Genomic DNA, 26,580 nt, shown 5'->3' with positions numbered 1-26,580 from the left:
GCACGCGCTGCTCGGGCTCGTGGGTTGATCACGGGGCTTGGCCGGGCAAGGCCGTTTCGGCACGGAGCGCTTGCAGGGTGTCGAGTTCGCGGTCGATGTCGCGTCGCTTGGCCTCCAGGCGCTCGGCCTCCTGGGCGAACAGCTGCTCCATGGCGCCGTTGCGTTCTTCGAGTGGGGCCTCCATGCAGGGGAGCACTTCGTCGATGGTGGAGCTGCCCAGGCCGGCCGCGAACAGGTGCTGGATCATGACGACCCGCTCGACCATGGAGCTGTCGAAGTCGCGCCACCCGCCGGGGGTGCGCTCGGATCGGATGAGCCCGTGCTGCTCGTAGTACCGCAGGGCTCGGGTGCTGACGCCGCTGGCAGCCGCCAACTCACCGATGCGCATGAGACCTCCTGAACCGTTTGCCGACTTCCGTTCCTTGAAGTTGACGCCGGTGTGAAGTTACACGATCTAGGTGTCGCACCCACCGGGGGTGTCTCGGGGAACCGGAGCTCGCCGTGACTGTTCAGATCCATCTGTGGTCGGACTACGTCTGCCCGTTCTGCCTGATCGCCGACGAGATGATCGAGCGCGCGATCACCGACCGGCCCGATGTCGAAGTCGTCCACCACGCTCACGAGCTGCGTCCCCATCCGACACCCACGCTGCGACCGGAGGACCCGTACCTGCCCGATATATGGGAGCGTGCCGTCTACCCGATGGCACGCCACCATCAGGTGCCGATGCGGTTGCCGACCGTCTCGCCGCAGCCCTACACCGAGTTGGCGTTCCTGGGTGCCCAGTACGCCACGGAGCAGGGGCGGGCCCACGCCTACCACCGTCGCGTGATGACGGCCTTCTTCCGCGAGGACCTCGACATCGGGGACCGCGCGGTCCTGGCCCGCCTGGCCGAGGAGGTCGGACTCGACCCGGCCGCCTACGCCGCAGCCCTCGACGAGCAGGAGTACGCCGAGCGGCACCGGCAGGCGCTGGCCGGGGCGGCGCGGATGAACATCACTGTCGTCCCCACGGTCATCATCGGCACCCGGCGCATCGACGGCGTCGCCACCGAAGGCGTGATCCGCCGGGCGCTGCAGGAAGCGGCCGCCGCATGACCGCCGACACGACCCGGCTCACCGCTTTGATGGCCGACGCCGTGGAGACCTGCGTCCGCCAGGTCGAGTCCGGCGGGGTTCCCTTCGTCGGACTGCTCGTCGCCGCCGACGGGTGGATCTCCGACCCTGGTGTGAACCTCGTCCACGAGACCGGCGACCCCACCGCCCACGCGGAGATCGTCGCCTTGCGCCAGGCCGTCCGGGCCCGCGGCCGCTCCGCTCTGCAAGGAGCCACCCTGCTGGCGACGGGAGAGCCGTGTGCCCTGTGCTACCGCGTCGCCGCCGCTCACGGCATCGTCGCCGTCCACTTCGCCGTCGATCGCGACACCGCCGCCGCGTGGGGCTTCGACTACCGGGCCGGATACGACGCCGACGCAACCGATCGACTGCCCCTGGCGGCAGCGGCCCGGCACCTTGCCGTGGACCGGGGCCTGGCCCCCTTCATCCGCTACCTCGACCTGCACCGCCACGACTTCACCATCCACTCGTAACCCACCACCACGTAAGGACACCCGTCATGCACTGGCTCTACCTCGCCCTCGCCGTCGTCTTCGAGATCACCGTCGCCATCACCGCCGGCAGGGCGCAGGGCTTCACCCGGCCCGGCTGGACCGTCGCCACGCTGGTCAGCGGTGGCATCGCCACCTACCTCCTCAGCCAGGCGCTGCTGACCTTCGAGGTCGGCGTCGGCTACGCGATCTGGACCGCCGTCTCCGGCGTCGGAATCGTCGTGCTCGGAGCCCTCGTCTTCGGGCAGCGTCTGGACTGGCGCAAGTTCCTCGGCATTGCCGCCGTCATCGCCGGAGTCGTCGGCCTCCAGCTCAGCGGAGCAGCCTGACGCCTCCGGAATCCAACCCCACCCCCCCTGCCGAGATCGTCCCTGAGGAAGGAACTCACATGTCCACCACCGCCGCCCCCACCGCCACCGCCACCGCCACCGCCACCGAGAACGTCACAGCCCACAGCGACCGAGCCCGCGCATGGCCGGTCCTCCTTCTCGCCGGAGCCTTCGAGATCGCCTACGCCTTGGCCGTGGGAGGCAGCCAGGGCTTCACCGTGCTCTCCTGGTCACTGATCGCGGTCGTCTTCTTCCTGCTGACGCTCTTCTCCCTGAGCCTGGCCCTGCGCACCATCGACGTAGGCATCGGCTACGCCGTCTGGGCCGGCATCGGCGCCGTGGGAGCGGCACTGCTCGGCCCGGTCTTCTTCGATGAGACCCTCACCCCGGTCAAGGTCCTCTGGCTCACCGTGATCATCGGCGGTGTCGTCTGGCTCAAGCTCTCGGACAGCCCCAAGCAGACGCAGACCGAGCAGTCTGCCCACCAGTGATGACCACTACACAGCCGCACACGCGAGGGCGGGCCCGGCGTTGCCGGGCCCGCCCTCGCGTGTGGGATGACTGGCCCTCACCCGAAACGGTGAGGGCGCTGACCTGTCGATCTCAAGGTGACACCATAAGTGACCCTGATGTGCAGTCAGTTCTGAGAATATGGCGAGGAGTGCGAGGCGCCGGCCGCGCAGGGCGACTTCGGACAGGCCGAGGATGGGGTCCGGGTCGCGGATCTCGAAGCCCGCGAGGATCGATCGTTCCACTGCCTCCGCCAGCCCGAGGTCGAAGATCCAGGTTCTGCGGGTTGGTGCGGCACAGTTCGGCCAGGACGCGGCGTCCGGCGTGGTTGAGGAGGATCTCGGCGTCGGGGCGGGGCTGGCGACTCCTGGGATGCGTGGGGCCTGGTTGGACCATTGCCAGCAGGAGCGCAGTTCGCCCGCGTCAATCGCATGGGAGGCTGCTATCCGACCGAGGAACGAGGACACCGTCTCCTGGGCAAGCGGTGCCACCTGCAGCAGGGGCCGGGTCCCGATCACCACTCGACCCCCAGCGCAGCGAGCGTATCCCGCTGCTCCACGGTGAGTTTGTCGCGTCTAGCGCGGGTGTTGGAGACCCATACCCCGAGACGCGCGGACGCAGGTTCGATTTTCCCGTCGATGGTGATCGTTTCGCCGTGGCCCCTTGGCACTGGCCGGTGGCCTTCCCGTTCGACCCACTGGGCGAGGGCCACCTCGCCGCGCTGGAACGCTTGTTGCGCCTTGACCGGGCCCTTCGCCGCACGATCGGCCGCCGGGGGGGTGCCCTTATGGGTTTGGTCAAGCCGGGATGGCTGGTCGTGACTCGTAGAAGGTGCCGTCTCTGAGCATGGCGAAGAGGACGTCGACGCGTCGTCTGGCGAGGCAGAGGATGGCCTGGGTGTGGTGCTTTCCCTGCGCGATTTTCTTGTTGTAGTAGGCCCGTGATGCGGGGTCGGCCAGGGACGCGAACGCGGCGAGGAAGAACGCTCTCTTGAGCTGTTTGTTGCCTCGCCGGGCCGGGTGTTCACCACGGATCGAGGAGCCGGAACTCCTGGTCACCGGGGCGAGACCGCGGCGAGGTGGGCGGCGGTGGGGAAGGTGCTGCCGTCGCCGACGTCGATCAGGATGCGGGCTCCGGTCCTGACCCCGATGCCGGGCATCGAGATCAGGACCTTGGAAAGAGACATCCGATGCAGTTGATCTGTCAAGCAGCGATGGTGAGTTGTGGGGTCGGCGGGGTGGGGAACGCGGTGAGTTCGTCGTAGGGGGTGCGCTTGGTGAGGCAGTGGTGGAGGCAGCCGAGCATGCGGTTGAAGAGGTTGCGCTGGGCGGCTGTGTGGCGGTCTCCGTCGGCTCGTCGCCGGTCGTAGTGGGCGCGGGCGCCTGGGGAGGCAGTCAGGCTGGCGAACGCCCAGACGTAGCCGACCGAGGCCAGACGCTGGTTCTTGACCCTGCGGGCCATGACCGCGAGGCTTCTGCCGGACGCCCGGGTGACCGGTGCGGCTCCGGCGAAGGCTTTCAGGCCTTTCGCGTCGGTGAATCGGGATCGGTCGTCGCCGATCTCGGCGAGCACCCGGGCGCCGGTGAGTGACCCGAGCCCTGGAAAGCTGGTGATGATCTCGGCGTCCGGGTGCGCATCAAAAGACTCCACCGTCGCTTCGGCAAGGTCGTCGACGCTGATGCAGGCGGCATCAAGCTGTCTGAGCAGGGCGATGGCCTGGCGTCCCATGGCTTGCTCGACCTGGTGGGGCTGGCGCATCTGCGTGATGCGCAGGGCGTCTCGCAGTCGTTCGGCTTCTGCCTCGATGCCGCGCTGGCGGCCGGCCTTCTTCAGCAGCGCGCGCAGCTGGGCGCGGGTGAGCTTGGCTGCCTGGTCGGGAGTGGGGGCCGCGGCCAGCACGGCGCGGGCGACGCTGCTGCTGATCCCTTCGCGGTTGTGCTGGAAGGCCGCGAGGAAGCCGGGGAAGTATTCACGCAGGTGGGAGCGAAGTTTGTTGCCCGCCTGGGTGCGGTCCCAGACCGCGTCCTGCTGGGCGCGGGCCAGGACGGCGATCGCTTGGGCGAGCTCGCTGTCGTCGGGCAGAGGCCGGTGGGCGGCCCTGTCCGTGCGCAGGATGTTCCCGAGCACCATGGCGTCGAGGTGGTCGGACTTCTTGCGGGTGACCGCATGGCGGTCTCTGTAGCGGGCGGCGGCCATCGGGTTGATCGCGTAGATGGGCCGGCCGGTCGCGCGGAGGCAGGCGACGAGGAGGCCGCGGGAGGTCTCGATCGCGACGGGGACTGGGGCGTTGGCGGTGTCGCCGTGGGTGGTGAGGAGTTCGAGGAGCTGGTGCAGGCCGTCGAAGTCGTCGGTGATCCGGGCCCTTGCCAACAGGGTTCCCTCGTGGTCGACCAGGGCGACGTCGTGGTGGTCGCTGGCCCAGTCGATTCCGCAGGTGACGGTCATCGTGTCGTGTTCGTCCTCTCGGTCGGGGGGCGTGCTGCTGGTCGCAGCCGTGCGGGGGCACGCGTCTCCCTAATGGAAGGGCTCGATGGCCCTGCATCCGATCAGCCGTTCGTGACCCCAGCGGCCATCAGGGCCCTCGGTCTGCTCCAGAGCTCGGTGACTCCAGGCGTGATGAGAGGTGACCCCTGTGGGCGGCTCGGACCACAAACCTCAACGATCCGATCATCGGACCGGATGCGGTGGAGGCGTGAACTCGTGACAGTGGACGGTCCCGGAGGCCGGCTCTTGACCAAGGGATCCAGTCCCAGGGGGTGTGTACGGCTTCTCCGGAACCGACCACCGTCACGAGAAAGTGATGCGGGGCCCGCAGTCTCTTTCAGGGCCTCGATGGGCCGGGGTGGGCCTGGCGGTGCCCCGCATCACTGCCCATTAGGGTGGGCCTCCAGCAGGTCCTCGATCCGCTTCTCGATGAGTTTGCGCTGGTCGAGGACGGCCCGCAGGGAGCCGGCCAGGCTGGGGACGATCAGGGCGGCCGCGTCGGTGCCGGGAACGATCACGGTCTGCTCGTCCAGGGCGGTGAAGACGTCGCCGACCAGTCGCTCGGCCATGCGCGGAGCCTTCGGGCGGGCGAGGCTGATCAGCTGGCGACGTCCGGCCTTGCGCAACGCGGCTGGAGATCCGAAGCGTTCCAGCATGGTCAGGACCGCGGGATGGTCCAGCCTTGGGCCCAGGACCCGTTCCAGTGAGGGGTGGATCTGGGTCAGAAGGCCGCGGAGCCGGTTGCTGATGCGGGTTGCCTCGCCTGCGAGGTCGTCGTCGAAGCCAACGATCATCTCCAGTTCGGCGAGGGCCTCGTCGGTGGGTGCGAGGTCGCGCAGGGTGTGGGGCATGGTGCGGGCGGCATCAGCGATGATCGCGGCGTCGCGGGCGTCGGTCTTGGCCTCGCCGGGGTAGAGGTCGGCGATCCGCCGCATCGTCAGGCCGGGCAGGTAGGCGACGCGGCATCCGGTCTCGCGGGCCACGGCCAGCGGCAGAGCCCCGATGGAAGCGGGCTGGTCGACCACGACGAGCACGGTCCCGTGCTTGGCCTGGAGCTTGGTGAACAGCTCGCGGTGCTTGGGTTCGCTGTTGGGCAGCCGCTTGTCGAACGCTTTCTTCCCGGCGGGCGTCAGGGCGGTGGCGTGGTGTTCACCCTTGCCGACGTCCAGGCCCACGAAGACGTTCACCTGGTCGAGCTCGGTCACGTGCATCCTCCACGAAGAGGTCTTGCCCACCCGGCCTCACCTGCGGCACCGGTCTCCGGCATCCACGTTATGAAGAGCCTGCCGAAACTGCGGCGGTCCTGCCCTTATCAGCGGTCTACCAGTGCCTCCGGGACCGGTGACACCACCCCCCGGATCATGTGGTTCCAACAGGGGGGGGAGAAGTCATGCCGAGCCCGGAGGCCGGGAGCCCCATTGCGGGGCCGTGGAGAAGATAACGGGGCCGGGGGCGCCTCAAGCGGCTTGACGCCCAGCGTGGACAGTCGTTCCTGCTGGTCTGTGACGGAGCATTGATTTTCAGGGGGCTTGGTCGTTCGGGTCTGGTGTTCCGTGTTTGGGGTGGGAATCGGGACGGCTGGAGCGGCTGCGTTCGGGCGTGATGGGCGTGGCCTGGTGCTGTGTTCGGTTTGGTTGTTCGGGGGCTTGGTCTGCGGTTCAGTAGTTATGTGGGATTGATCTTGGTTTTCTCGTAGGTGTGGTGGTGCGTCTATGGGCGGTTGTGCTCTCTGAGGGCTTGGGGTTCTGGATGATGCTGGTCAGCGGCGTGTGTGGGTGAGGAAGGCCCGGAGGGGATCGTTCGCGTTGCTGGTCAGGCGGGGCAGTCCGAGTCGCTGGGCGATGAGGCTGAGGGCGTCGTCGGTGGTGCGATGCGGCCGGTTCGGGAGGGCTGCGAGTGCGCGGGCGAGAGCAACGGTTTCGGGGTAGGTGATCAGGTCGCGCGCCAGGAGTGTGGGGGAGGCGCTGCCCGTGGTGGTCAGGTAGGGGTTGGTCGCGCAGAGCTGGTTGAGGCGGGTGTGCCAGCGGTGGGTGAGGTGTTGCTGGTGGTCGTATCAGCGGGTGGTGATGGCGCGCGCTGTGGTCCAGGCGGTGGCGGCGCGTGGGTGCCGTAGGAGTCGCTGGTGTGCGTGGTGCGCCAGTGGCGAGTCCGGGCGCGGCCCAGGTGCGGACGGTGGTCGTGAGTCGTGGGTCGGGGGCGGCTTGGTGGTGGCGTGGGCACACCAGTCGGTGCGGCGGCCGATGAGCCCAGGCGGTGTCGGTGGCGTCGTGGCTGTGGTGGCGGGTGCACAGGGTGCTGACTCTCACGCCGTTGCCTACAGAAATTCTCAGTGAGATGTCTGAGTGAGGAACCTGATCCTGGCGTGAATCACCGTTCGATGGCAGGCATGAGGTGAGACATCAGGTGAGAATTGATGTGGCCGGCTCATGAGAAAGCCCTGTTCACTGTAGTGAGATTCGGTATACGAAATGCTCCGTGAGCTGGGCTTTCGTGCCGCGTTATCCCCTAAGCGGGCTAACGCGCCAACCGTGACGTGCCCCTGTGCGGGGGACCAGGGCGAGAGCTGGCTCGACGTCAGGTCCGTCGCGGAACACCCCGCTCACGCAGGGTGCGCAGGGACTTTGCGGTGGTCGATGAGGCCCGCAGGACGTCAACACCCCTGCTTGCGCGGGGTTGAGGTCGACACCACCCGCCTGGATGTCCTGGCCCTCGGAACACCCCTGCTTCGCAGGGCGTAGCACGCCTCGCCGTCGTGCCAGCACTCGTGCGCCGGAGCACCCCTGCTTGCGCAGGGCGTAGCTGGCCGAGATCCCGGGTCTGTGGGCAACGGTCGGAACACCCCTGCCTACGCAGGGCGTATCTTCGGTGGTCGTGCGACCACCTTATCCATGCCGGAACATCCCAGCTTGCGCGGGGCCAAGACGGGACCCGGTCGCCCGCCGGAGTGTCGGCGGTACACCCTGACTGGCACTGGGATGCCGGCGACGGCATCAACGCCCGACACGGGACCGACTCCGTCGGGGCTTTCATCAGGTTCCTGCCCCGGCGGAGTGCTTACCGGCTGTCAGCGTGGGCCACACTCTCCTATCCGGGCTCTGACGCGGAGAGGATGCCGGTCATGGTGTCCTGCTGCCGGGGAGGGTGACGTGACTTTCGGGCCGAAGCCCGGAGAGCGGGGGAGTGGAGCGCTGCGTGGCCGGTGGGATGGCGGCGGGGCGGAGTGCCCAGCGCGTTCGGAACTGTTCCAGGATCTTGCGGGCGCTGTGTGGGGACACGGTCATTTCCAGGCGTGCTTCGGCGAGTCGCTGGGGGTCGCCGTGGGGCTTTGTGGGGCCGGTGTAGGCGGCTTTGCGCGCGGCGTAGTTGCGGCGTGCGAAGACCTCGAGCAGGGTGCCGATGAAGTGGAGGTAGCAGGAGAATTCTTCCCAGCGTTGGGCGAGCTCGTCGGCGGGGTTCACGCTGTCTGCATGAGGCGGGTGTGCCATGTGGGCCAGGTGGAGGATGCGCTGCTCGACTTCTGGGTTCGCTCTGGTGGGATCCGCGCTGCGGATCAGGGAGATCAGAGTGTGCAGGTCGTGCACCGTCTGCGCCGAGCGGGCGGACCCCTCCTGGTGGGCGAGCAGCACGCGGAACCCTGACAGCGCCTGGGCGGCTTCTTCCCACAGCAGTTCGCGTGCCAGGGCCGCCAGGCCGGCTTGTCCGGTCCTCCGGTGGATCTCGGTCACTTTGCGGGTGTAGCGAATGAGGTCGCGTGGGATCCCTCCGGACAGTGCGTGGACGAGCGCCACGAACGGGTCCGTGAATCCAGGAACCCGGGTCTGCAGCAGTACGCCCGACTCGGGCAGTGTCCGCGGCTCGATGACCATGACGTCTTCAAGGGAACTGTCGATGACGTCGCGTGTGGGAAGGCCGCGCCGGATGAAGGCCGCGCCCACGTCCTCCGATACCGACAGGATGAAGTACACGCGTGGCACGTCGAAGATGGCCTTGATCTCGGCGAGGAACGCGCGTGCCTGCTCCGTCGATCCGAGACGGTCGAGTTCGTCGATCCCGATGAAGACCTTCCAGTTGTCCTGCCGCTCGACGGCGCTAATGCGCGTGAGCAGGCTGCGGAACTCCCAGACCAGCTCCGGGTAGGTGAAGGTCCGCGAGGTACTGCCGCTGTTGCGGCCGAAACCCAACGTGAGGCCGCCGCCCGACGCTCCCAGCGACGTTAACGTGCCGACGGTCTGGATGCGCTGCAGAAGGTTGAGGTAATTGTGGCAGTCGTGGACCAGGCGCCGTACCGGCCGTCCGCTGAGCCAGCTCTTCACGTCCGCGCGCCACACCAACGCCAGCCCCACCGCACACAGCACCATGCGGGTGAGCGAAGGGCTGTCGTGCCACGCAGTCACAGCCCACTCCCACACGCTCGCTGCCCAGCCCGACACCGCAGGGCGAGCAGACCGGTAGGCGCCGTCGGCAAGGTCGCGGACTGCGTCCTGGATTGCCAGCACCACCAGACCGACCCCGGCCACCAGCTGGACCCATCGGCGAGCCGACCAGTACAGACGGCGTGGCCAGTGTGCGGTTCTGTCGGCGACGGCTGAAAAGTGGACCAGTAGCGACGCTTGAAAGTTGACCCCCTCCAGGGGTCTGGCTCGTTGAGCCAGGCCGGGAGGAGTGGTGATCAGCGTGGAGGACTGGGCGGAGATCCGTCGGCTTCACCGGGCCGAGCAGATGCCGGTGCGGGCGATCGCAAGGAAGCTGGGGATCTCGAGGAACACCGTCCGCAGGGCGATCGCGGACGACGCGCCGCCGAAGTACCAGCGGGCGCCGAAGGGCTCCATCGTGGACGCGGTCGAGCCGCAGATCCGCGAACTGCTCGAGCAGTGGCCGGAGATGCCCGCGACGGTGATCGCCGAGCGGATCGGCTGGGACCGCGGGCTGACGGTGCTCAAGGACCGGGTCCGAGACCTGCGGCCGGCCTATCGGCCCGCGGATCCAGCCTCGCGGACGGTCTATGAGCCGGGCGAGATCGGCCAGTGCGACCTGTGGTTCCCGCCCGCCGACATCCCGCTCGGCTTCGGGCAGGTCGGGCGGCCGCCGGTGCTGGTCATGGTCGCGGGCTACTCGCGGTGGATCACCGCCCGGATGCTGCCCTCCAGGTCGGCGGCCGACTTGATCGCCGGGCACTGGCGGCTGCTGACCGAGCTGGGCGCCGTCCCACGGGTGCTGGTCTGGGACAACGAGGGTGCTGTGGGCTCCTGGCGGTCCGGGGGACCTCAACTGACCGACGAGTTTGCCGCGTTCGCCGGGCTGCTGGGCATCAAGTTCCTGCTCTGCAAGCCCCGGGATCCGGAGGCCAAGGGGCTGGTCGAACGGGCCAACGGCTATCTGGAGACGTCGTTCCTGCCCGGGCGGGTGTTCACCTCGCCGGCCGATTTCAACATTCAGCTCGCCGACTGGCTGACCAAGGCCAACCGGCGCATTCACCGCAGCCTGCAGGCTCGTCCGGCGGACCGGCTGGAAGCGGACCGCTCCCGGATGCTGGCCCTGCCGCCGGTCGCCCCGCCGGGCTGGTGGAAGGCATCGCTGCGGCTGCCCCGGGACCACTACGTCCGCCTGGACACCTGCGACTACTCGGTGCATCCACTGGCCGTCGGCCGCCGCATCGAAGTCACCGCGGACCTGGACCAGGTCCTGGTGACCTGCGACGGCGTCGAGGTCGCCCGGCATGCCCGCAGCTGGGCTCGCCACCAGACCATCACCGACCCGGACCACGCGGCCGCTGCCGCAGCCGCACGGAAGAAGGCTGCCAGCACGAAGGCGGCGCCAGTGGACGTGACGGAGGTCGAGGAACGGTCGCTGGAGACCTACGACCGGATCTTCGGTGTCATCGACGGCGGGCTGAGCACGGGCGAAGGGGCAGCGTGATGAGCACGAAGAACGGCACGAACCAGGCCCGGACCAGCCGCGACGTCGGCTCCGAACTGATTTATCTGACCAAGGCGTTGAAAGCCCCGGCCCTGCGGGATGCGGCAGCACGGCTCGCCGAACGGGCCCGCGACGAGAGCTGGAGCCACGAGGAGTATCTGGCCGCATGCCTGCAGCGGGAGGTCGCCGCCCGCGACTCCCACGGCGCCGAGGGACGCATCCGCGCGGCCCGTTTCCCCTCTCGCAAGTCGCTGGAGGACTTCGACTTCGACCATCAGCGGTCGGTGAAACGCGAGGTCATCGCCCATCTGGGGACGCTGGACTTTGTCGTCGGGAAGGAGAACGTGATCTTCCTGGGGCCGCCTGGCACCGGCAAGACCCACCTCGCCACCGGCCTCGGCATCCGGGCCTGCCAGGCCGGCCACCGGGTCGCCTTCGCCACCGCCGCCCAGTGGGTCACCCGCCTCGCCGAAGCCCACCAAGCAGGCCGGCTCAGCGACGAGCTGACCCGCCTGGGCCGGATCCCGCTGATCGTGGTCGACGAAGTGGGCTACATCCCCTTCGAACCCGAGGCAGCGAACTTGTTCTTCCAGTTCATCTCGGGCCGCTACGAACGCGCCTCGGTGATCGTGACCAGCAACAAGCCCTTCGGACGCTGGGGCGAGGTCTTCGGTGACGACACCGTCGCCGCCGCGATGATCGACCGCCTCGTCCACCACGCTGAAGTGATCTCGCTGAAGGGCGACAGCTACCGCATGCGCGGCCGAGACCTCGGACGGGTTCCCGCGGCCAACAGCGGGGAATGACCAACATCAACTGAGCAGTGGGGGGTCACTTTTCACCCGTCGGATGTGGGTCACGATTCACGCGTCGCCGACACGGTTCGGGCCCGCGAACGGAACAGGAACGGTGCCCGCGGCCGGCGCCCGTACAAGGCAAGGTAGTTGCGGCAGACGGACTGGAACAGGGATAGCAGGAACTCCTCCGGCCGATAGTTGGCCGGCGTCTGGACAATCACGTGGAAATGCGGATAGGGACGCCCGTTGAGGATGCCTTGGCAGGCCTTCTTCAGCAGGGTGCTCTTGCCGGCACCGCGTGGACCGCAGATCGCGATCGCTCCACCGCTCATCTGGTCCAGCTTCTGCTGGAGCGCCACTTCGGTGCGTGTCGAGATCCAGTAGCGCGCATTGGCGGCATCAACGAGACCTTCGTGGCTGCGGGCCACGAACAGCGACTCGTAATCAGGACCGAGCAACCTCGTCATCTCACGCTGCATGACCGGAGCGATCACCGGCCTCAGTTGGCGTGTCGACCACCGCATAAGGCGCACTTCTGCGTCGACCGCACACACCGCCCACTCCACGAACAGCACGACCGTCTGGACCTGGGCAAGGAGGTTGTCCCGTCCTCCCGCGTCCCGCAGCTCCCGGACACCACCGCATCCCACGGCCGCGAGGAGGGCGGCAAGCCCCAACCACCAGGGCAACCCGATCGCGACGTAGGCGACCCACCAGGACAGAAGGCTCACCAGGATCAGCGGCAAGAACAGCGTCACCCGGCATCGATCACGCGCCTGCGCGAGTCGGCCGCGCAGCGCGTCCGCACGGGCCGCTCTCCGCCGCACGCTGAAATACATCGTGCTCGCCTGCAGCACCTCAGTGATGATGCGAGGCTGATCGAAAGCTTCCCGCAGCCGCTCTCTGGTGACCTGCGGGCGCTGCAGGTCCAGGTACGCACGGATCCCGGGCTGATGAAACGACGCCACGACGGCGCGCTCGTACCAGGGCCGGACCTGCCGGGGTTCCAGGTGCCAGATTCCGCTGGTCATCCATACCTTCCCAGGAAACGACGAACGAGGATCCCTTGCCCCCGGGAACCGAAAGGACCGCGCCGCTGACCGGCCGCAGTGGACAGCCGAGGGGTCGAGCCAGCATCGTAGGAGGTCCCGCGGCACAGCAGCGCACGATGCGGCAGAAGTTGACGCAATGTCGCCCGCTGAAGCCCTGCTCACCATCTCGGGCAGGCCCGACGGAGGCGATCAGGCATACGCCGCCGGTCACACCGCTATACGCTGCCGCCATGACGAGGGCCTGATCGTGCAACCCGGTCAGACCCGCATACGGCATGGACCAGGAAACTTCACTGAGGAGGGCGGCGCAGTGGGCGTGCTGCACTCAGTGGACTTGCGCAAGCACGAGGTGGAGGCACTCCTTCATCTGGCCCAGGGCGAACTGGACCACCTCCTGGAGGAAGCCGACGACTTCCCTCCAGGAGAACGAGAGCACCTCGACGCGTTCCAGCGAGCCCGTGGGGAGAAGGCCCACTGGCGGTGGGACGGGAGCGCAGTCTACGTCTGGGCCGCCACTCATCACCGGTTCTGCGACCACGGCGCTGTGCTGCTCAACCCCGCCCTGAAAGCGCGAACTTTCGCCCCTGGCAAGTGGATCGGATTCCAGCCAACCTCCCAGGGGCCGGCGACGGACTGGGAGACGGACCTCGGCGTCATACGGATCCTTCATACGACCCGCAGAGCCGCAGCCGCGGCCATGGCCGAAGAGCTGTCCGAGGTCGCCGACGCCCAGGGCGTTGTCACGGTGTGTTCCCTGTTCGGCGACATCGGAGCCACCGGACCAGCCCTGATCGCCGCCGACACCGCACAGCCCCAACTGGAATATGAGGCCCAGTGGGGTACCGTCACAAAACTCGTCGGACAACGCTTGCCCTGGTGGCCGGGCCTCCTACGGCGCGCCGACGTAATCAGCCAATGGTCGCCAGGAGCACCGGTCACCATCGCCGAACTCCTGCCCGAAGAGGAGGAGACATCCCTGCGCGAAGCGGCTGGCCCCTGGCGCAGCTTCCCCGAGGTACAGACAGCCCTCACGGACCTGGCCAACTCACTACACAATCAACGCGTCGACAGCGTCAACAGCGACACTCGTATCTTCGGCGAGTACGGCACCAGCCCAGACGGCGCACCACTCCTCATCGCAGCGCACCATCCAACCGAGGGCTACCCCCTGCCTCGCACGGATGACCGCGACCTGCTCACCCGAGGCTGCAGGCTCTCGCGTCCAGCCAGCTTTTCGAAGCCTATGAGCCCCTGAGCATCGTGATGCGCCGAGACCCTACCCTCCTGCCGTTCGGCGCCCGCATGGAAGTGAGCGACCATAGCCCCGCCGCTCGCCAGTGGGCGACACAACTGCGCCCATGTGCTCCGTCCGCACTGCACGCGGTCCTCGCCGATGATGCCCAGGACGTCACCTTCCATATGGACGTCAGCACCGGCACCCCAGCCGTCCGAATCCGATCAACGGGCAGGCGCGCCTGGATCTTCCTCGCCCCGCTCCAGCTCCCCGGCCGAGGGGCCCAACTCAAGTCCTTGATCCTGGACGACAAGGTATGGGTGACCACGACGGATCGCAGGATCTACCCGGCGCCGTGTGCCCCCCACGATCACCTGTGGTGGGGGCACGGCTACGGTGACCGCCCCACAGAAGCCGCCTGGGTCATCACCCAGCTCCTGGACGACCTCAGCGCAGAGGTATCGCTCGCCGACCACTGGAGCCAAGCCCCCAAAGGACTGACGAAGCTCCTCAACCGCCCACACCAACCCGGCACTGAACTTTCGCGCTCTGCACTTGAGCTTGCCCGGGCACAGCAGCACGAAGGCGCTGCCTGAGCCCAGCCCGCCGCCAGCCGACCTCAGACCGCAGTTGCGCCGAATGAACCCATGCCCCGCTCCCTCCCAGGCGCGACAGGGTCCTCACACGATCCGTCCTGCGCTGGTGGGGCACGCCTTGCCTGCTTGGCCTTCCTGGAGTGCGTGCCCTGACAGGGCGAGGATCTCATGGTCACTCCCGCACGCATGGGCCGTGTGGTTCGGCCCGTCGGAGTGCAAGGCGGGCAGCATCGCTCGGATCGTGCCCCTTGAGTCACCCTCGCTAGCGCAAGGAAGAGATCACGGAGGCAGCTGTTGACCGCCAGGGTGGAGTCACCCCTACTTGCGCGGGGTTCAGGCCAGCGGGACGAGGGTGAAACCCAGCCGACGCGAGTCACCCCTGTTGTGCAGGGCGGGGACGGTGACGCCCCTTTCCAGCTCACGCGTGTCGACCCCCGCTGACGCAGGGCTGAGGACCGCATCAAGACGCGCCGGATGTAAGAGAACGGAACACCCTCGCTAGCGCGCGGCTCAGGATGACTGGAGCTGAACCAACCACGGTCGACCCCCGCTGGCGCGGGTCCGAGCGTTCGCGTAGGCAGGTCTTGACCGCGAGGGTGGAAACCCTCGCTGCGCGCGGGGCTGAGGGGGGTCTACAGGACCGTGGTCGAGCCTGCCGGCGGAGCTCCCTGCTGGCGCAGGGCGTAGACGATCACGGCCGCCGTGAGCGCGCTGGAGTGCGGAGCACCCCCGCTTCGCGGGGCGTACCGTAACCCGGTCATGGTCGCGGAGTGGGTGTCCGGAGCACCTCTGCTTGCGCAGGGCTGTCACGACCAGCCAGAGGTGAGGCCTGCGTCGACGACTTGAGAGCCTCTGGCCTGCAGGATCTCGACTAGGGCCGGACGACTCTCTGAAACGTCTGACCTGCTGCTTCTCTGATTCGAGGTCCTCTGACCTGGCACGCCGCGACTTGATCCGGACACACATCAACTGCTCTCGGACGCGGTATGAAGCAGCGACCGAGAAGGCTTTCGGGGTCCTGGGCGGTATGCCGGTGGGCGGGCGAGAGTCTGTGGCCCCGCCCGACTGCCGGTGGGTGCGAGGGCTTCCCACTTGGCCTTGCTTGCGGCGATGCTCGGCTGAGCATGCCGATGGCCGTAAGCGCGGCGGCCCGACGCCTGGGAGATCGTTTCAGTGCGAGACCTGCCTGCCCCGAGCTCGACGGGTGTCCGTATTGCTGGTGACCGCTATCAGTGGCTGGCTGCGTGGCAGGGGTGTGTCGCCGCTGTCCGGGATGCGGCGCTGCGTGCGTCCAACCCGGTGGTGGCGGTGGGCGTCGAGGTCGACGACGCGGGGAACTTGGACGATGTCGTCTTGTACCGGCAGGTGCCGCCGCACACCTACATGCAGGTCAAGTACGCCGCGGACAGCTCTACCCCGGTCAACGGTGACTACCTGCTCAAGCTCAGCGATCGCGGCGGCCCGTCGATCCTGCGGAAGATGGCGCAAGCCTGGGAGAAGCTCACCGAGGGCGGCACTCCGGTCGATCTCGCGTTGCTGAGCAACCGGTCCCCGGATGCGGAAGACCCGCTGATCTCGCTGAGGGACTCCCGCACTCAGCTTCTGGTTCCGAAGGCGGCGCAGCAGGGCACGGGCTCCAAGAAGGGTCAGGCACACAGGCGTTGGGCCGACGGTGCCGGGCTGAGTGAGGACAGGCTGCTGGACTTGCTGAAGGTGCTGCGCTTCGACCTGGCACGAGACGTGATGCACCTGCATGAGCACTTGCAGATGCTGATGTTCGCCGCAGGGCTGCGGTTCAGCGAGGAGGCCATGCACTCCGGCGCGGACTGGGTGGCCCGTCAAGTCGCCGACGGGCAGCGCCGCCTGTCCCTGGCGGATATCAGGGAGGCGATCCGGGCCCTGGGCCTGGAAGCCGGCTCATCGCGTCCGGTGCTGTCCATCGCCACCCTGAAGCCGGATCCCATGGCGGAGGACGCCGATTACGCATTGGACTGGGTGGATCGCTTCGAGGGAGCCTCACCGTATGTGAAGCGGCGTCCGCTGGCCCCGGCCACCTGGGCGCAGTTGCAGGCGGACATTGAGGCCGCGCCGTACCGGATGCCGCCGGGCACCACCACGGTCGCTGTCACCGGCAGCCTGCGTCTGGCACCCGCTTTCGTGGTCGGTGCCGCCTTCCGCATGGTGGCCGGCTCCGACCTTGCCGTGGCTCAGCGTGAACAGCTGTGGTCATCCACCGCAGCGTACGACTCTCCGCTGACGCCAGCCGTCGATGAGCACACCCTTGACCTTGGAACGGATCTCGCCGTGGCCGTCGCGGTCGCCACGGACCCCACGCAGGACGTGCTGGACTTTTTGCGCGAGCATCGGGTGCCCGTCTCCCGGCTGCTGGTCTTGCGCCCGCCCGGAGGGGCGAAGGACAACTCCATCCCGGATGCCGCGATGGCCAGCGCGTTGGCCATCGGTATCCGGGACCTGCTGCGCCGTGCCTGCCGCGCACATCCCGCGATCCACCTCTTCCAGGCCGGCCCCATGGGCCTGGCCCTGCTGCTGGGCAACCGGTGGAACCGGCTGCGCCCCACCACCGTGTACGAGGACGTCAACGCACAGCAGGTATATGAGAAGGCCTTCGTCATCGACGCATGAGGGCTCGCTAAGCCCCTACGGTCCCGCCGCCGGAGGCGTCGTGGTGCCGCGTGCCAAGCGCATGTCATGGTGGAGCCGGGCGAGGCGGTCGCGGGCCGTGAGCCAGCCCAGCGCGACGGCGACCGGCAGCGGGCCGTGGAAGAACAACAGCCCCACCACCGCAGCGGTCCCGCCCAGACGCTGAGCCCGCTCCCCGGGCTGTCCCTTCGGGGTATGCCCGCCGGAGATGCGAGGAGTGTGTCTTCCCTGGCCGGCTGTCTCGTCCCCCTGCCGTTAGCCGAGGTTTGCATCGGTCCTGGGCCCGGCCCGGCGGGTCCTCGATGCGAGGCAGCAGCTCAGACGGTCTCTCTGACCTGCATCAAGCACGCGGCTCCGATGCGGATGGCCGCTGCCGTAAATGATCAACTAGTCCTGATGCAGGAGGGTTTGTCAGTGGTGGGTCTTACTGTGGTGAACGAGCAGCCATAGATGCCTGTTTGTGGCCGCCGCGCCCCAGCCCGGGTCGGCGGCCGCGGCGTGCACCCGGGCTGGACGACGCGCCCGAGGAGGCACACCGCATGGGGATCGACGACGCATTCGACGCGTTCCAGAAGACCGTCAACGAAGACATAGGCAAAACCAGACTGGCCCGCGAGCGCAGGGACCTGTTCAAAACCGCGCTGTTGAGCGAGCCGGACGTCGTGGAGACGTTCGGCTCGGGTTCTCTGAGCCGCAGCACGCAGCTCAAGCCCATCCACGACGTCGATGTCGTGATCGTCTACGACCCCGACGAGCACCCCGAGTGGGGGAACGACGGCCCGAGCGCCCAGGACGCTCTCGAGTACGTCCGCACCCAGGTCAACCGGCTGCTGAGCCAGACCAACGGCACCCACGCCAACGAGGTTCGGCACACTCTCGTGCGCAATCACGCAGTCAAGTGCTTCCTGGACGACCCCGAGGACCCGGAGGCCTTCACCGTCGACGTCATGGCCGCCCTGCGCCAGGAGGACGGCTCGCTGCTCATCCCCGAAAAGCTGAACACCCGGTGGGTGCCGGCCAACCCGGAATACCTCATCGGCCAAGTCGCCGATCACCAGCGGGACTGGCCGCACTTCCGGCCTCTGGTCAGGGTCCTCAAACAGTGGCGGCTCACCGCCCCGGTCCAGGGAGGCATCAAGTCTCTCGTCATGGAGGTCCTCGCCCTCAACTGCATGCCCAGGTCCGGCAACCGCTCCCAGGCACTGAAGACGTTCTTCACCGCCGCTGCGGTCCGCGTCCACGAGGGCGTGTGGGACCCGGCGGGGCTGTGTGGTCAGATCCAGCCGGACCTGGACCATGCAGGTCTGTCCGATGCCTTCGCCGACGCAGCAGACCTCGCGGAGCGGGCCTGCGTTGCTGCTGCCGAGGGAGACACCGACAACGCGCTGCGGCTGTGGCAGAAGATCTTCGGCGACGACTTCCCGGCCCCTGCCGCTCCGGCCAAGCCAGCCTCACTGATCACCGGGACACCCGCGCTCATCACTCCGCGGCCCATCAAGGACGCACCCCAGGGATGACGACCGCACACACGCCCAACGGCCGCACGCACCACACCTGGTGGACGTGCGAACCGCGCCGACTGCACCGTGACCATGCGGAGATCACCGCTCAGTTCCCCGGCCTCGTCTGGAACGAGGCCGGAGCAGGGAGTTGGGAGGGCAGGCTGCCCCGCTGGCCTTTCGAGAGGCCCGAGCCCGAGCATCTCACCGCCTGGATCGGCGAGGAAGGGCTCCTTGTGTGTCTGGAGTACAGCCAGGCCTACCCCATGGTGGCGCCCCGGCTCGTTCCCGTGGATCCACTGCCCGAACCGTTTGAATGGACCCAGCACCGCTGGCACGTCAACGGTGACGCCAGCCTGTGCCTTCTGCGGGACGATGTATGGACGGGCCGCGAGTCGGTTGTCGATCTGTTGCTGAAGGCCGCCGGCTGGCGGATCGAGTACGCGTTGATGAAACACCAGACGATCGAGCAGATGACCGGCAGCGGCATCGTCACCGACGATCGCCTCGACCACTTCCTGGCCCAGCCCCCGTCACCCGAGGACACCACTGACCACCCTGAGCTGGACACCGGCGGACAGGACGGTCCCTCGTGCTGATCCTCATCCCACAGGACGCCGCGACCACATTCCGCGCCTCGGGCGCGTGGGGCCGACTGTCGTTGCGTATCAGCCATCCGGACGACCTAGCGGTGGTGGGCGGCATCTCCGAGGGCGGCGGCTCCATCATCTCGGTCGACCCGCCGCCCCCTGCCCCTCGCCTGCTCGCTGGCTGCGACTCCCGTCCCACCGGCTACTGGTACCAGGCCAACAGTGAACTGCACGCGCTCTGGTACCTCCTGCGGGCACGGCGGGGCACATCCATGAAGCTGGACGCGTTCAAGGACGCGGTGCCCAGCGGTTTCAAGACGCCGGGCGACGGCGGCTATGTGGCCATCACCCACGCCCCCGGCGTGAAGGACGCCTTCCCCGAAAGCGGTCTGCCCGACCTCGTCGCCTGGCACGTCACCCGCGCGGGCTTCCAGCCCATCGAGGCGTCAGCTGAGCCCGAAACCACCGGGATTCGGCAGCTCGGCGGTCACTGGCCCGTAAAGGAACTGCAGAACACCCGCATCATGCTGGTCGGAGCGGGGAGCATCGGCTCGGCCACCGCCCACGCTCTGGCCGGCTACGGCGTCGGCCATCTCACCCTCGTCGACCCCGACCGCCTCGACTGGCACAACCTCGTCCGGCACACCAGCGCCCGCCGACACATCGGCCGGCACAAAGTCACCGCCCTCGCCGAGGAACTCGCCGCACTGCGCCCCGACACCACCGTCAGCGCTCTGGCCCTCGACGTCATCGAGCACGCCGACCACATCCGGGCCCTCCTCGCGGACACCCACCTCGTCGTATGCACGGCAGACGGAGTAGCCCCGCGCCGCGTCACCGGCCACTTGGCCCGCCGCGCCGGCCTCACCGCAGTGCTCGCGTGCGTCCTGCAGGACGGCGCCCTCGGCGAAATCCTGCGACTGCGCCCCTGGCCCCAGCACGGCTGCCTCACCTGCAGACGCCGGACCCTCGCCGAGGCAGGCGGCCTCGACCCCGAGCTCGCCCTGGACGCCGGGTACGGCACCGGCACCCGCCACCGGCCGATGACCGCCGTCGGCTCCGACCTGCATCTGGTGGCCCAGCTCGCAGCCAAAACCGCCGTCGCCACCGTCCTCCAACGTGCCGGACACCCCGACCAGCGACTGCCGGGAGAGCATGCCCTGCTCGGCCTGCGTCGCCAACCCGACTGGGCCCCACCCTTCGACCTCGGCCACACCGCCGAGCTGCGCTGGCTTCCCGCCACACCACCGAGATCCGGCTGCCCCACCTGCGAAGCCCCATGACCCAGCAGCCCGTCACCGCCGTGCACCTCACCGCCCCGGCCACACGAATCGTCACCACCGAACTGCGCACGGCCGACCACACCACGGAAACCGGAGGCATCCTGCTGGGCCACCACACCCACGACATCGTCACCGTCCACCACGCCGGAACCCCCGGACCTGCCGCCGTGCGCACCCCTACCTACTTCCTCCGCGACCTGGCACACGCCCAGGCACTGGCCGACGAGGCATTCACGAGCGACGGCAGCGTCTGGGTCGGCGAATGGCACACCCACCCCGCCAGCCGCCCCATCCCCAGCGCTCGCGACGCCGCCACCTACAGGAAACTTCTCAACGATCCGGAACTGGGCTTCCACAGCGTCATTGCGGTGATCTTCGCTCCCCGGGCAGGCCGTTGGGAGGGCGCAGCCTGGGCATGCCGCCTCGGCCGCATCGAGCCGGTGCAACTGCAGCTCTCCCGCTCTGTCGGATGAGACGCCGAAAGAAGCTCGGGTGCTCAGAACGGGGGCGCCAGAGCACGTCACCGTTCACCGGTGGCTGGCCAGCCGCACCGTAGAGCTCTCAGGCGACGGCTGCCTCTGCGGCAGGGCTCTCACCATCGGCGTCCCGGCCGTCGGGCGGCGCCACGGATGCGGGGCCGCCGAACGCCCCGATGGTTCGACGCCGAAGCAACAGGCTGCCCGCAGCAGCCGGGCCGGTCGTGCACGCTGCACAGGACGGCGCGCCTTACCGGCGCGGTGTCAGTCGTCGTCGGGGTCATTGCGGCCGACGAACATGTCGTCGAGGGCTTCTTTGGTGATGGCTTCGGTCTCGTCTTCGATGGCTTGCTGGGCGGTCTGGCAGATGAGCTGGTCGAGGGTGTCCATATAGCCGCCGGTGCGCTCGTGGAGTTCTTCCTCGAGGTCCAGGAGCGAGCCGGGCTCGTGGCCGTAGAGCCGGAGGTTGGAGTCGTAGGCCCGCAGCACGGTGCGCCATCCCTCCTCCTGCCCCGCGTGGAAGGGGATGGGGTTGATCCGTATGACAGGCAGGCTGCTGCGGAACTGCTCGGAGGTGCGGGGCCGTTCGGTGCGGCGGCGGTTGTGCAGGCCCTCGTTGACGATGTCGGTGGCGCCGCGACCGCTGTAGATGACCGAGAGGCGCAGGCGGGCCTGGAGGCAGTCGAAGTAGTCGAAGGCACCGGCCAGGTCGCTGTCGTGGATGCGGTCGATTCCGTCGATGAGGAGCAGGGAGGTACGGCTTTCGCGCATGGCGTGGATGACCGGTTCGGTCATGTCGGTGCTGCGATAGGTCCGCTTGTCGATGTTGACGGTGTGGTCCATGCCGAAGAAGTCCGCGAGCGGCAGGGACCAGTCCATGTTGCTTTCATGGCGCGGAGGGACGTTGATGTAGACGACGGGGGTCCACTCGCTGTCCGGCCTGCGCTCGGTTTCCAGTAGTCCCTGGTAGGCGCGTCCGATCTGGAGCAGCAGCGTGGTCTTGCCGGCACATCCATCGATGATCATGCTCATGCGTTTTCCGGTGGGGCGGAACCGGTTGGTGCGCAGGGTGCGCCGCGCGTCCTTCAGCCCCTGGGTCACATCGGGGGTGGAGACGGGGATCATCTCTCCGTGGTAGATCATCCGCGGGTCGGTGTCGGTGACCTTCGTGCCTTTGGGGGCGCAGTCCTGCAAGTCCGGCGGCTCGAGTTTGCGGTGCACGAAGTCCATGAACCCCTCCCGCACTGTGAGCAGTTCGGGATCCAGCGGCGACCACCGTGCAGTGAGAGCTGCGGGGGCGGCTGGTTTCGGGGCGGTGCGCGCAGCGTCCATCACGTCTCCTGCGGGTCTTGGCTGGGTGGGGGCGGGTCCTGATGGGGCCGCGGCGCAGGCCGCTCGGACGGATCCGCTGCCAGTTCCCGGAAGATGTCGCCGGCTGATCCGCCCAGGCTGTGCGCTCCCGCCGGAGCGGGACGGCGCCGCGGGGGCCGGGGCCGGCCCGGCGACGTCGGCGGGGCGGCGGGTTCGGGCACAGCGGCCGGCAGCGCGGCACGGCGGCCCGGGAAGAGGTCCTTGGCATCGACGTTGAGGGACGGTGCGGGCGTCACGCTGCCAGGTTCGGCCCGGGTGATCCCTGCATACGGGTTGGCCGGTGTTTCGGCGATCTCCAGGGGCTGCGGAACGAACGCGGCCACCGGCTTGACGGAGGTGGAGGTGGGGGAGGGGCCGCGCCGTGCGCGGGCCAGGAGATCGTCCACGGCCCGGGCGATTTCTTCCTCGCCGCCTTCCCGGCCGACGAGGCCGGCGACGAGGTCGGCGGCCTTCTCCCACAGGTACTGGGTCCACGAGTCGCGGATCAGGTGCTGGCACTTGAAATCGAAGGGCACCCACGGACTGCGGGCGGGGTCCTTCTCGACCGTGTGGTCGTACAGCCACACCCGGCTGGGCTCGTAGGGGTTGTAGTAGACCGGCCAGCGCCGGCCCTGTCCCTTAATGCCGTTGTGTCGGTTCTTGAACTCCCGGATGCGATGGCTGACATACGTACGGTTGCCGATCTTGATGCCGTCGCGGGTCACGGTCCGCTTCGCCTGGAGGAGCAGCTTGCGGCTCTCATCCGGTGTGACCGGCCGCGGCACGGCGCCTTCCACGGCGACCGCCGCCGCATACATCTGGTTCGGGGTGAGGACCAAAGAAGGAAGGAAGGGGGAGCGCAGTCCTTCGTGCGGCCGCCGCTGCCATTCGGTGACCACCCACTCGTGCCACAAATCCTGCAGCTCGTTCAGCGTCCACAACCGCTCCTTGTCGACGTCGTCGCCGCGCGTGGCCAGGCTGTTGCCGGTGTAGCCGGCGACGAACTGGGAGAACATGCTCTTGACCGAGGCGTTGGTGCGTTCGATGACCGCCTTGTCGGTGGGGGTGCGCTCCCGGGCGGACTCCACCTCGATGCCCAGCATGCTGCACACGTCCTTGAAGTGCCGGGCCTTGAAGATCTTGGCGTTGTCGACGACCACCGTCTTCGGGCGGATCACCGGCCGCGCCGCGGCGCCGGCCATCCGCGGATCGCCGGCCAGCATCTTGGCGTAGGGCAGGTCCGAGTTGGCGGCCAGCGCCTGCGGCGACCAGCCGGGGCGCGCCGCGAGCGGCGCCATCGCCTGACTCAGCAGCAGCGCGGCATCCAGCGACTTGGTGCCGCGGCCGCCGCGGCGCCGGCTGCCCGGCCCCTTCTTCCGGCCCGAAGCCTTGGGAACGATCATCCCGGCGATGAAGCTGCGGCTCAGAACGTCCAAGGCATAGGTCAACTCCACTGCCACGGGACGCCCGTCGTCGCCGAGCGCCAGGACGTCCAGCCAGGTGCCGTCGATCTCCACGCGCTCGCCCAGCAACGACACCGGCGCCGGATGGTAGGGAGGCTCGGGCGGGGCGGTGGCATCACTGCCCCGCCCAGGCGCCGCCTTCAGCGACTCCGCCGAGATCCCCAGCCGCTTGAGCAGGTCGTAGAAGGTGGTACGGGCCGGCATCAGGTCGCGGTACTCATCCGGATGCGCGCGTCGCAGCGCCGCGCGCACCCGTTTGTACAGCCGGGAGAAGGTGCCCGCCGGCGCGCCGCGCTGGGCTTTGTCCTCCTGCTGGATCAGCGCCACCACCCGCTCGTCGACGTTGCCGTGGACGGTGCTCGTGCGCAGCCACCGCTTGTCGACCAGACCGAGCAGCCCGTGTGCTTCGTAGGCCAGGCATTTGCGCTGCACGGTAGCGACCGACCCGGTCAGGCCGGCCGCCTTCAGCTCGGCCGCCTTCCGGGCGTAGCGGGCGGTGCGGGTGGTGGTCGCCAGATCGTAGCCGCGCCGCGCAGTGAAGGCGCCGTCCCGGGCGCCGACAGGGCGGCCGGTCAGCACCTCCCGGACGTGCTCCTCCCAGCGGCGCACGTCCTTCAGCTGTTCTTCATCCAGCCGCTCCAGTACGGACAGGTCCGGCACCGCTCCCGGCTCCTGCGCCATCCCATCGGCCTTCAACACGGCGAAGTCCGGGGCGGATACAAGGACGCAGACCACCACCAGCGCGTCCTGGCCGCCGTCGTCCATCGCCGCCAGGTGCACGGTGGAACCCTGCAAGGCGCCCACCAGATAGCGGCCTGTCTTCCATTGGACCGTCATTCCCGGCCGGAGCGTCCCGGCCGGCGCGTCCGGGGCGTCGACCGGCAGGGAAAGGACGGCGCTCATGCTGCCGCTCCGGCCGCCCACACCAGGCTGTCGGGGGTCAGGGGCTCATCCCAGTGCGTCGTCAGGTTCTGCGTCCACAGCAAGTTTCAGCTGCTGGCACGGTCCTGTCCCGGAGGAAGATCCACCGCGTCGGCGCCCCTGCTCAGCGGCAGAGGGCGGGCGAATGCCTCCAGCAGGACGGCCCTGGCGCTGGCGTCGGCGAACTCGTCGTGACGGAACTGCGAGACGATGTACACATTGCGGCGCAGCTGGCCGCCCGGGGCGCGGGCGACATCCACCTGCCATCCCGCCTGCGCGGCGGCTGCCTGGGCCACCGACCATTCCTGATCGTCCGGCTCCCTCCCGTCGGGGGAGTGCAGATAGATGATCTGCTGCCCCTCGACGGTGCGTGCCATGAACGCCGGGTTCACCACCCCCGCACGCTCACCCTCGCGCCATTCGACCTGCAGCGACGGTGCAGCCAGGTAGACGACGCACGGATCGCGGTCGAGGAACATGGCCGCATACGCGTGTTCCCGGGACCGGCAACTGACGTCCTTCTTTGTGGTGGACGACCACCATTGGCGCACCTTCGACTTCCGTCCCCGGTAGGCGCGCTGCTCGTGCAGCACCGGCCATTCCTCCACCGGAAGTCCGCGCAGCGCCCGTGGAGTGCCGAGGCGCTCGCGGCCCATGTCGTCGCGGTAGCGCACCTGTAAGTCCACGAGCTGCTCCCCTCCTGCCGCGCCGTGCCGTGCTGCGCGGCAGATGTCCACCAGGCTCCGGGCCTCCTGCGGCCTCGTGGGACACAGCCGCAGTGGTTCACCCGAAAGGATGCAGATGCCCTTGCTTCCTTGACGGCGTTTGCCTGCTGCTGGATAGCCGCTGGGCGCTGATCAGGCAATGCCACAGCAGGCGTACGCGGCGCGGACGACTACAGAAACAGCCGGTCCATCGAGTTGGGCATGCGCACCCACGGCAAGCATGTCAGTTCCTCCACCGGCGCCAAAGGGGAGGGCAGGGCATGACCTGTCGCCCTTCGGACGTCGACGCTTGCGGGCACTTCCCCGCTGGAAAGCTGCGGAATGCCCCGCTGCAGAGGCCGGTGCTGACGGTGCCAGACGGTCAGTGGCTCGATAAACCGGTAGCCGTGCCGGTGCGTTGTCTGCGGCAGCCAGTCCTGGTACTCGGTGCTGCGCAGTACGCCGTTCAGGCGGCGCACCTCGAGCCAGGCCAGGTCCCGGGTCAGCAGCGAAAGCCGGCTGAACTGCGCCAGGGGCCGCACCCGCTGCTCGCCCAGCTGCGCCGCAAGGACACCCCACTGCTTCGTTTGCGCGGGGTCCTCTAGATACCCGGAGCGCACGAGGATGGAACAGGCGTCCGCGAACACCCACCGTCCGGCAGGGCCCAGGCGTTTGCGCACCCGGTTCAGGCGCTGCTGCGCGCGCACGACCTCCGCGAGCTCGCTCAGATCGACGTAGGGGGGGTCGGTGCTGCGGGAGTTGTCCGTCCAGCGCTGGTGGCGCAGGCACACCTGCCAAGGGTCGGGAAGGATCAGCCAGGCGGGCGAGCGGGTGCCGCGGCGCGCCGCACACAGGGAGCAGGCCTGCACGATGTAGCCGGCCCGCGCGTCCCAGGGCCATTCCCAGTCGTCCTTGGCGTTCTTGGGCATGAGGAATTCGTCGCGCAGCCCGATCAGACGCTCCTGCATCTCGGCGACGGTGTGGCCGGCCAGGGTGGCCAGCCGTTCGCGCGCATAGCGGCTGACATACATCTCGGTGTACTGGGGATCGACGGGCACCGGGCCGGTGCCCATGCTCCGCAGCACCTCTTCCGTAGGGCGGTTGTTAG

22 protein-coding genes and 3 pseudogenes are annotated in these 26,580 nt (G+C 68.4%); 13 read left to right on the top strand and 12 right to left on the bottom strand.

Annotated elements, in window-relative coordinates; translation table 11 throughout:
- Window positions 1–28: 28 nt before the first annotated feature.
- Entirely contained in the window at window positions 29–388 is a 360-nt protein-coding gene (locus tag LRS74_RS00125; protein ID WP_277738984.1) for a MerR family transcriptional regulator, read from the bottom strand.
- A 113-nt stretch (window positions 389–501) separates the two neighbouring features.
- Here LRS74_RS00125 and LRS74_RS00120 point away from each other — a divergent pair, with 113 nt between their 5' ends.
- From LRS74_RS00120 to LRS74_RS00105, 4 genes are read left to right on the top strand one after another with little or no spacing between them, the layout of a single operon-like run.
- Window positions 502–1,098, top strand: a complete 597-nt coding sequence (locus tag LRS74_RS00120; protein ID WP_277738983.1) for a DsbA family protein — start codon at window positions 502–504, stop codon at window positions 1,096–1,098.
- Window positions 1,095–1,589, top strand: coding sequence for a deaminase (locus LRS74_RS00115; RefSeq protein ID WP_277738982.1), 495 nt, complete (start codon window positions 1,095–1,097; stop codon window positions 1,587–1,589). The genes LRS74_RS00120 and LRS74_RS00115 overlap by 4 nt, the downstream gene beginning before the upstream one ends.
- Before the next feature lie 26 nt (window positions 1,590–1,615).
- On the top strand, window positions 1,616–1,936 hold the full coding sequence (locus LRS74_RS00110; protein ID WP_277738981.1) for a multidrug efflux SMR transporter: 321 nt from the start codon (window positions 1,616–1,618) through the stop codon (window positions 1,934–1,936).
- 59 nt (window positions 1,937–1,995) lie between these two features.
- The gene (locus tag LRS74_RS00105) at window positions 1,996–2,427 is read left to right on the top strand and encodes a multidrug efflux SMR transporter (RefSeq protein ID WP_277738980.1); all 432 of its coding nucleotides are present in this window, start codon (window positions 1,996–1,998) and stop codon (window positions 2,425–2,427) included.
- 533 nt (window positions 2,428–2,960) lie between these two features.
- Here LRS74_RS00105 and LRS74_RS00100 read toward each other — a convergent pair.
- The 5 genes and pseudogenes from LRS74_RS00100 to LRS74_RS00080 all read right to left on the bottom strand — a co-directional run.
- Window positions 2,961–3,221: pseudogene (locus LRS74_RS00100) on the bottom strand (helicase associated domain-containing protein); the annotation flags it as partial.
- A 22-nt stretch (window positions 3,222–3,243) separates the two neighbouring features.
- Window positions 3,244–3,626 (bottom strand): annotated as a pseudogene (locus LRS74_RS00095) (transposase); the annotation flags it as partial.
- A gap of 23 nt (window positions 3,627–3,649) precedes the next feature.
- Entirely contained in the window at window positions 3,650–4,891 is a 1,242-nt protein-coding gene (locus LRS74_RS00090) for an IS110 family transposase (protein ID WP_277738979.1), read from the bottom strand.
- Window positions 4,892–5,322: 431 nt separating this feature from the next.
- Window positions 5,323–6,141, bottom strand: a pseudogene (locus LRS74_RS00085) (IS110 family transposase); the annotation flags it as partial.
- Window positions 6,142–8,046: 1,905 nt separating this feature from the next.
- Window positions 8,047–9,429: a P-loop NTPase fold protein gene (locus LRS74_RS00080; RefSeq protein WP_277738978.1), complete on the bottom strand. Its 1,383-nt coding sequence runs from the start codon at window positions 9,427–9,429 to the stop codon at window positions 8,047–8,049.
- 166 nt (window positions 9,430–9,595) lie between these two features.
- Between LRS74_RS00080 and istA the strand changes: the two genes are divergently transcribed.
- Both istA and istB read left to right on the top strand, forming a co-directional pair.
- A complete protein-coding gene (istA, locus tag LRS74_RS00075) occupies window positions 9,596–10,846 on the top strand; it encodes an IS21 family transposase (protein WP_277738977.1) in 1,251 nt (416 codons plus the stop codon).
- Complete coding sequence (istB, locus tag LRS74_RS00070; protein WP_277738976.1) at window positions 10,846–11,652, top strand: IS21-like element helper ATPase IstB; 807 nt, start codon at window positions 10,846–10,848, stop codon at window positions 11,650–11,652. The genes istA and istB overlap by 1 nt, the downstream gene beginning before the upstream one ends.
- 50 nt (window positions 11,653–11,702) lie before the next feature.
- Here the strand turns inward: istB and LRS74_RS00065 are convergent, their stop codons facing one another.
- The gene (locus LRS74_RS00065) at window positions 11,703–12,674 is read right to left on the bottom strand and encodes an ATP-binding protein (RefSeq protein ID WP_277738975.1); all 972 of its coding nucleotides are present in this window, start codon (window positions 12,672–12,674) and stop codon (window positions 11,703–11,705) included.
- A gap of 331 nt (window positions 12,675–13,005) precedes the next feature.
- On the opposite strand from LRS74_RS00065, the gene LRS74_RS00060 reads away from it, so the two are divergent.
- From LRS74_RS00060 to LRS74_RS00050, 3 genes are all read left to right on the top strand, one after another.
- Window positions 13,006–13,950, top strand: a complete 945-nt coding sequence (locus LRS74_RS00060) for a hypothetical protein (RefSeq protein ID WP_277738974.1) — start codon at window positions 13,006–13,008, stop codon at window positions 13,948–13,950.
- Between the two features lie 275 nt (window positions 13,951–14,225).
- Window positions 14,226–14,525, top strand: coding sequence for a hypothetical protein (locus LRS74_RS00055; RefSeq protein ID WP_277738973.1), 300 nt, complete (start codon window positions 14,226–14,228; stop codon window positions 14,523–14,525).
- Window positions 14,526–15,698: 1,173 nt separating this feature from the next.
- Window positions 15,699–17,168 (top strand): SAVED domain-containing protein, encoded by a 1,470-nt coding sequence (locus LRS74_RS00050; protein ID WP_277738972.1) that lies wholly within the window; start codon window positions 15,699–15,701, stop codon window positions 17,166–17,168.
- Window positions 17,169–17,183: 15 nt separating this feature from the next.
- Here the strand turns inward: LRS74_RS00050 and LRS74_RS00045 are convergent, their stop codons facing one another.
- Window positions 17,184–17,327: a hypothetical protein gene (locus tag LRS74_RS00045; protein WP_277738971.1), complete on the bottom strand. Its 144-nt coding sequence runs from the start codon at window positions 17,325–17,327 to the stop codon at window positions 17,184–17,186.
- A gap of 398 nt (window positions 17,328–17,725) precedes the next feature.
- Between LRS74_RS00045 and LRS74_RS00040 the strand changes: the two genes are divergently transcribed.
- Genes LRS74_RS00040 through LRS74_RS00025 form a run of 4 tightly spaced genes read left to right on the top strand, consistent with a single transcriptional unit; the run spans window position 17,726 to window position 21,031 of the window.
- Window positions 17,726–18,703, top strand: a complete 978-nt coding sequence (locus LRS74_RS00040; protein WP_277738970.1) for a hypothetical protein — start codon at window positions 17,726–17,728, stop codon at window positions 18,701–18,703.
- Window positions 18,700–19,284, top strand: a complete 585-nt coding sequence (locus tag LRS74_RS00035) for a hypothetical protein (RefSeq protein ID WP_277738969.1) — start codon at window positions 18,700–18,702, stop codon at window positions 19,282–19,284. Before LRS74_RS00040 ends, LRS74_RS00035 begins: the two co-directional genes overlap by 4 nt.
- A complete protein-coding gene (locus LRS74_RS00030; RefSeq protein WP_277738968.1) occupies window positions 19,278–20,558 on the top strand; it encodes a ThiF family adenylyltransferase in 1,281 nt (426 codons plus the stop codon). The genes LRS74_RS00035 and LRS74_RS00030 overlap by 7 nt, the downstream gene beginning before the upstream one ends.
- Window positions 20,555–21,031, top strand: coding sequence for a Mov34/MPN/PAD-1 family protein (locus LRS74_RS00025; protein ID WP_277738967.1), 477 nt, complete (start codon window positions 20,555–20,557; stop codon window positions 21,029–21,031). Before LRS74_RS00030 ends, LRS74_RS00025 begins: the two co-directional genes overlap by 4 nt.
- Before the next feature lie 267 nt (window positions 21,032–21,298).
- Here the strand turns inward: LRS74_RS00025 and LRS74_RS00020 are convergent, their stop codons facing one another.
- The 4 genes from LRS74_RS00020 to LRS74_RS00005 all read right to left on the bottom strand — a co-directional run.
- The gene (locus LRS74_RS00020) at window positions 21,299–22,264 is read right to left on the bottom strand and encodes an ATP-binding protein (RefSeq protein WP_277738966.1); all 966 of its coding nucleotides are present in this window, start codon (window positions 22,262–22,264) and stop codon (window positions 21,299–21,301) included.
- A gap of 101 nt (window positions 22,265–22,365) precedes the next feature.
- Window positions 22,366–24,750 (bottom strand): Mu transposase C-terminal domain-containing protein, encoded by a 2,385-nt coding sequence (locus LRS74_RS00015; protein WP_277738965.1) that lies wholly within the window; start codon window positions 24,748–24,750, stop codon window positions 22,366–22,368.
- A gap of 86 nt (window positions 24,751–24,836) precedes the next feature.
- The gene (locus LRS74_RS00010; protein ID WP_277738964.1) at window positions 24,837–25,454 is read right to left on the bottom strand and encodes a hypothetical protein; all 618 of its coding nucleotides are present in this window, start codon (window positions 25,452–25,454) and stop codon (window positions 24,837–24,839) included.
- 209 nt (window positions 25,455–25,663) lie between these two features.
- Window positions 25,664–26,580 (bottom strand): hypothetical protein (locus LRS74_RS00005; RefSeq protein WP_277738963.1); only part of this gene is annotated, 917 nt, incomplete at its 5' end.

Source organism: Streptomyces sp. LX-29, from assembly GCF_029541745.1.
In the GTDB taxonomy this organism is placed as follows: Bacteria; Actinomycetota; Actinomycetes; order Streptomycetales; family Streptomycetaceae; genus Streptomyces.
The sequence above is the reverse complement of the archived record's forward strand: the minus strand, read 5'-3'. Positions and strand labels throughout refer to the sequence as shown.

Coding starts and splice junctions, on each gene's coding strand:
- LRS74_RS00125 (WP_277738984.1), bottom strand. CDS start 388: ATGCGCATCGGTGAGTTGGCGGCTGCCAGCGGCGTCAGCACCCGAGCC.
- LRS74_RS00115 (WP_277738982.1), top strand. CDS start 1,095: ATGACCGCCGACACGACCCGGCTCACCGCTTTGATGGCCGACGCCGTG.
- LRS74_RS00110 (WP_277738981.1), top strand. CDS start 1,616: ATGCACTGGCTCTACCTCGCCCTCGCCGTCGTCTTCGAGATCACCGTC.
- LRS74_RS00105 (WP_277738980.1), top strand. CDS start 1,996: ATGTCCACCACCGCCGCCCCCACCGCCACCGCCACCGCCACCGCCACC.
- LRS74_RS00090 (WP_277738979.1), bottom strand. CDS start 4,891: ATGACCGTCACCTGCGGAATCGACTGGGCCAGCGACCACCACGACGTC.
- istB (WP_277738976.1), top strand. CDS start 10,846: ATGAGCACGAAGAACGGCACGAACCAGGCCCGGACCAGCCGCGACGTC.
- LRS74_RS00065 (WP_277738975.1), bottom strand. CDS start 12,674: ATGACCAGCGGAATCTGGCACCTGGAACCCCGGCAGGTCCGGCCCTGG.
- LRS74_RS00040 (WP_277738970.1), top strand. CDS start 17,726: ATGGGGATCGACGACGCATTCGACGCGTTCCAGAAGACCGTCAACGAA.
- LRS74_RS00035 (WP_277738969.1), top strand. CDS start 18,700: ATGACGACCGCACACACGCCCAACGGCCGCACGCACCACACCTGGTGG.
- LRS74_RS00025 (WP_277738967.1), top strand. CDS start 20,555: ATGACCCAGCAGCCCGTCACCGCCGTGCACCTCACCGCCCCGGCCACA.
- LRS74_RS00020 (WP_277738966.1), bottom strand. CDS start 22,264: ATGGACTTCGTGCACCGCAAACTCGAGCCGCCGGACTTGCAGGACTGC.
- LRS74_RS00015 (WP_277738965.1), bottom strand. CDS start 24,750: ATGAGCGCCGTCCTTTCCCTGCCGGTCGACGCCCCGGACGCGCCGGCC.